We start from the raw sequence: 2,394 nt of genomic DNA, 5'->3' as shown, positions 1-2,394 counted from the left end.
CTGGCTCGGCGCGGTCTCCGCGCCCGGGCAGTTGTTCAGCTGGATGGCGCCCACCAACTGGGCCGCGGCGGTCGCGGGCGTGCTCGGCGCCGACCCGGCCACGGCACTGACGGCGACGCGGACCGCCGGGACGGTGCTCGCCGCGCTCCTCGCCGCCGGGGTGCTCGTCGCGCAGGCCCGCGGCCGGACCGGTGCGACGACGGCGCTCGGCCTGCTGCTCGGCGCCGTCGTCGTGCTCGGGCCGGTGCTGCACCCGTGGTACCTGCTGTGGGCCCTGACCCCGCTGGCCTGCGTGCCGCTCCCGCGGCGGCCACGGGCGGCGCTGACGGGCGTCGTGGCGCTGTTCGCGGTGCTGGTGCCGCCGCTCGCGGGGGACTTCTCCGGGCGGCCGATGCAGCTCGTCGCCGCCTACGCGGGCGGGCTGCTCGTCGTCGCGGTGGTGGGGGCGGTGACCGCCGGGACCCGCGCGCGGGCCCGCGCCGCGGCCGGATCATGCTGACCGTGTGGTGAAGGCACTCGCGCTGCGGATCGCAGCGGTCGTCGTCGGCGGGGTGCTGCTGCACCTGGCGTTCCCGCCGCGCACCGTGTGGTGGACCGCGATCGTGGCGTTCGCGCTGCTCTGGTGGGCCCTGTCCGGGGTCCGGGTGCGCCGCGCCGCGCTGCTCGGTGCGGTGTTCGGGTTCGCCTTCTACCTGACGCACCTGATGTGGATCCAGGACTTCCTCGGCCGCGACTACGGCCCGTTCCCGTGGGTGGGGCTGTCGCTGGTGATGGCGGGGTTCCCGGCGCTCGGCGGTGCGCTCGTCGCCCTCGCCGCCCGGCTGCCCGCCGCGCCGGTGTGGGGTGCGCTCGCCTTCGCCGCGCAGGAGTGGCTGCAGAGCCGGTTCCCGCTCAACGGCTTCCCCTGGGGCCGGGTCGCGTTCGGGCAGGTCGAGGGGCCGTTCCTACCGCTCGCCGCGATCGGTGGGGCCCCGCTGGTGTCGGTCGCGGTGGTCGCGGCCGGGTTCTGCGTGGCGGCGTTCCTGCAGCGTCCCCGCCGGGTCGTCGGCCTCGTCCCGGTCGTGGCGGTCGTGCTCGTGCTGCTCGCGGTGCCGACCCCGCCCGTCGACGCGCAGGACGGCACCCGCACCGTCGCGGTCGTGCAGGGCAGCGCCCCCGACATCGGGCTCGGCCTGTTCGACGCCGGTCGGACCCTGCGCGCGAACAGCCTCGCCGAGACCTCCGTGCTGATCGACCGCGTCCGGTCCGGCGCGGTCCCGCGGCCCGACCTCGTCGTGTGGCCGGAGAGCTCGCTGTCGACCGACGGCGTCGACCCGGCGGTCGACCGGGTCGTCGACGCGCTCGGCGTGCCGTTCCTGGTCGGCACCAACTACAGGGCGGGCGCGACCGACACCGAGAACGCGGTGGCCGTCTGGAATCCGGGGACCGGGGTGGGGGAGCGCTACGCCAAGCAGGAGCTCGTGCCGTTCGGCGAGCGCATCCCGCTGCGGGCGGTCACGCAGTACCTGACCCCGTTCGTCGCGCTGGCCGACTTCACCCCCGGTACGGCGCCCGCGGTGCTGCCCGTCGCGGGCACCCGGATGGCGACGGCGATCTGCTACGAGACCGCCTACGACCACGTGCTGCGCGACGGCGTCGCCGACGGCGGTTCGCTGCTGGTCATCCCGACGAACAACGCCTGGTACGGGCGGGGCGAGATGACCTGGCAGCACCTCGCGATGTCGCGGCTGCGGGCCGTCGAGCACGGGCGGGCTGCGGTCGTCGCGGCGCTGTCCGGGGCGAGTGCGGTGATCCGGCCCGACGGCTCCGTCGTCGCCGAGACCGGGCTGTACACCGCGGACACCCTGGTCGAACAGGTACCGCTGCGCACCGACCTGACGTTCGCGACCCGCTGGGGGGCGTGGTTCGAGCACGGTCTGGCGCTCGCCGGGCTGCTCGCGGCGGCCGCCGGATTCGGGTGGCGACGCCGGCGGGCGGGCGTCCGGTGACCGTGGCGGCGGGCCCGGCACGGCTGTGGGTGGGGCCCTGCTGGGCCGTCCACCTGGGGCCGATGCTCGGACTCGACGCACACCGGGGTGCGGTGGCGTGCCTCGCGGTCGGTGTCGACGACGACCTGACCGTGCGCGTCGACGGCGCGCCGGACCGCACGGCGCGGACCCTGCTGGTCCCGGCCGGACTGCGCCACCGCATCACCGGCGGCGCGCACCGGGCGGCCTTCGTGTTCCTCGAGCCCGGTCGCGGGCCCGCCGGGATCGTGACCGGGCACCCGGCCGAGCCCGACCTCGTCGCCTGCGCGGTCGACGGCGACGGGCCGGGGCTGCGGCGGATCCTGGTCGACAGCGGTACGGCGCCGGACGCCCGCGCCGAGCCCGACGCCCGCATCGCGCGGGCGAT

At 76.8% G+C, this 2,394-nt stretch carries 3 protein-coding genes; all 3 read left to right on the top strand.

What is annotated here, in order from left to right:
- Window positions 1-499, top strand: a 499-nt coding sequence (mptB, locus tag NH602_RS30150; RefSeq protein ID WP_253069601.1) for a polyprenol phosphomannose-dependent alpha 1,6 mannosyltransferase MptB, incomplete at its 5' end; no start/stop codon positions are given.
- 4 nt (window positions 500-503) lie between these two features.
- On the top strand, window positions 504-1,988 hold the full coding sequence (lnt, locus tag NH602_RS30145) for an apolipoprotein N-acyltransferase (protein WP_253069600.1): 1,485 nt from the start codon (window positions 504-506) through the stop codon (window positions 1,986-1,988).
- The coding region (locus NH602_RS30140; RefSeq protein WP_253069602.1) for a hypothetical protein at window positions 1,958-2,394 on the top strand (437 nt) is incomplete at its 3' end. The genes lnt and NH602_RS30140, both read left to right, overlap by 31 nt.

This window comes from Pseudonocardia sp. McavD-2-B (genome assembly GCF_024124365.1).
In the GTDB taxonomy this organism is placed as follows: Bacteria; Actinomycetota; Actinomycetes; order Mycobacteriales; family Pseudonocardiaceae; genus Pseudonocardia; species Pseudonocardia alni.
The sequence above is the reverse complement of the archived record's forward strand: the minus strand, read 5'-3'. Positions and strand labels throughout refer to the sequence as shown.